This window comes from Synechococcus sp. R8-2 (assembly GCF_047461715.1).
In the GTDB taxonomy this organism is placed as follows: domain Bacteria; phylum Cyanobacteriota; class Cyanobacteriia; order Thermostichales; family Thermostichaceae; genus Thermostichus.
On sequence record NZ_JANSHQ010000620.1, the window covers coordinates 1 to 2,266 of the forward strand.

Consider the following 2,266-nt stretch of genomic DNA (forward strand, 5'->3'; position numbering starts at 1 on the left):
GGGGGGTGAGGGGATCCCGGCGGAACGAACTCCTTTTTCAGGTTTTTTGGTGGGATCCCGGATCCAATCCAAAAGCAGCGGGTTGACCAGCTCTGGGGCTTCATCCTGGGGGCAATGGCCGACCCCCGGCAACGGGATGAACCCCACCACGCAAGGAAACTCTGCCAGGGCCCGCCCCAGAGCAATGGGTTCCCAGGGATCCGCTTCCCCCCACAAGATCAAGACGGGACAGGTGAGCTGAGGCAAGAGATCTTCAGCCAAAGGCCCCTGAGAATAGCGCACAAAGGCCAAAAAGACCTCTGCCGCCCCCGGCTCCAAAGCGGGTTTGAGCAAAAGCTGGATCAGCTCCTCGGTAACCGCTTCTTTGCGCCCGTAGGCTTGGAGGAGGATATTGCGAATGGCCCTAGCCTGGGCCACCTGAGCAAAGAAGAAACGACCAAAGGGGGGCCACCCCAGCAGGGATTGCAGCAAAGGGGTGAACCGGCGGCGCAGCCAGGAGACCTGGCCCCGTTTCCGCTCGTGCAATAGCCGCAGCGAGGGATCCAACATCGCTACCCCTAAAACCTGGGCTGGATCCAGAACCGCCGCCTGCAAAGCCACGATGCCCCCAATCGAGTTGCCCACCAGATAGACTGGCTGGCCCACCACCTCTCGGACAAAGTCTGCCACCAGGGATCCCCAGGTCTCGAAGGTGTAGGGCAAAGGGGATCCCGGCAGGGGCTTGGCGGATCCCCCAAACCCCAACAAATCGACCGCATACACCTGACAGTGCTGCCCCAGCTCCGGCAAATTTTTCCGCCAATGGTCGCTGCTGGCCCCGAAGCCATGGATCAGCAACACGGCTGGGCCTGTGGATCCCGACTGTTGGTAGCGAATGGGCTGGTCACGCCAGAGCCAGCGATGCTCTGTGTTCGCGTTGGCGCTGCATGGCAACATGGGGGTGCAGTGTAGGTTTGAGTCAGCGTTGCGATCCTAACCGTTCGCGACAGCGGGACAAAGTCCTTGTGATCGGGGCAACTGAGAGTACCGGCGGAGGGTGGCCCCCTTCCACCCGTTGGCGCACTTGAATCGAGGAACAAGGATCGGCCTTCCTCTGAGTTGGGTGATCCCAAGGGGCACCACCAAGCGGCTACAACATCCCATCTCAAGCTTCCGGGAGAAAGTGGGGAATACTGGCAGTTGAGGGTTTTGCGGTGGGTCGGCTTTGGTTTGGCTAGTTGGCCTCAGCTTGTTTGGTAGCGCTTTTTGCCTCTTCTGGGGACAGTTGTTGGTGGGCAAGTTGCTGCTGCCGCTGTGGGGGGGATCCCCCCTGGTGTGGAATACCTGCCTGGCCTTTTTTCAGGCCACCCTGCTTTTGGGCTACCTGTGGGCAGATCGGCTGGGGCGCGGCCTCAATCCCAGGATGGGGGTGCTGATCCACGGGATCTTGCTGCTGGTCGGGCTGAGGCTTCTGCCCTTTCAGCTGGGGATCCCCGGCCAACCGAAAGAAGTGTGGCCCCCTCTCGCTCTGTTGGCAAACTTGACTTTGGGAGCTGGGGTGCCGCTGTTTCTCCTGTCGGCGACGACGCCGTTGCTGCAACGGGGGTTGGCGGCAAGAGGGGTCGCGGGGCAACGGGAGGCTTTGGATCCCTATTTTCTCTATGTGGCCAGCAATGCCGGCAGCTTGGGCGGGCTGCTGGGGTACCCGCTGTTGTTGGAGCCCCGCCTGTCTTTGGCTTGGCAAACTCACCTGTGGACGGGATCCTACGCGCTGGTGGCAGCCCTGGTGCTGCTAAGCGGGGTGGGTCTGCTGCTCAGTCGCAACAGCGTTGCGGAGCAACAAGAACGCGGGGCAGATTCCCAGGGATCCGGCGCTGCTCCGGGGGATTTGACTGTTTCCTGGCGAGAGCGTTGGCGCTGGGCGGGTCTGGCTTTTTTGCCGGCGGGCCTGTTGGTGGCGGTCACCACCTTGTTGACCACCGACGTGGCGGCAGTGCCCCTGTTGTGGGCCATTCCTCTGGGGATCTATCTGCTGACACTCATGCTGGCTTTCGGGGGGATCCACCCCAATGAGTGGGTTTTGGGAACGACAGCTCTTCTGGCCTGCGGGGCGGTGGGGGTACAGGTCTTGGGCTGGGTGAGGCCCGGTTTTTTGCTTCTGCCGCTGCATCTGATCACCTTTGGGCTGGTGAGCTGGGGCTGCCACAGCCGGTTAGCTTGCCGTCGCCCGCCGGTGAAGCAGTTGACGCAGTTTTACCTGTGGCTGGCTTTGGGGGGGAGTTTGGGG

The 2,266-nt window shown here is 61.8% G+C and carries 1 protein-coding gene and 1 pseudogene; one reads left to right on the top strand and one right to left on the bottom strand.

Annotated features, from left to right (window positions below; genetic code table 11):
• On the bottom strand, positions 1–936 hold a 936-nt coding region (locus NW819_RS13145), incomplete at its 3' end, for an alpha/beta fold hydrolase (RefSeq protein ID WP_414414016.1).
• A gap of 268 nt (positions 937–1,204) precedes the next feature.
• On the opposite strand from NW819_RS13145, the pseudogene NW819_RS13150 reads away from it, so the two are divergent.
• A pseudogene (locus tag NW819_RS13150) lies at positions 1,205–2,266 on the top strand (hypothetical protein); the annotation flags it as partial.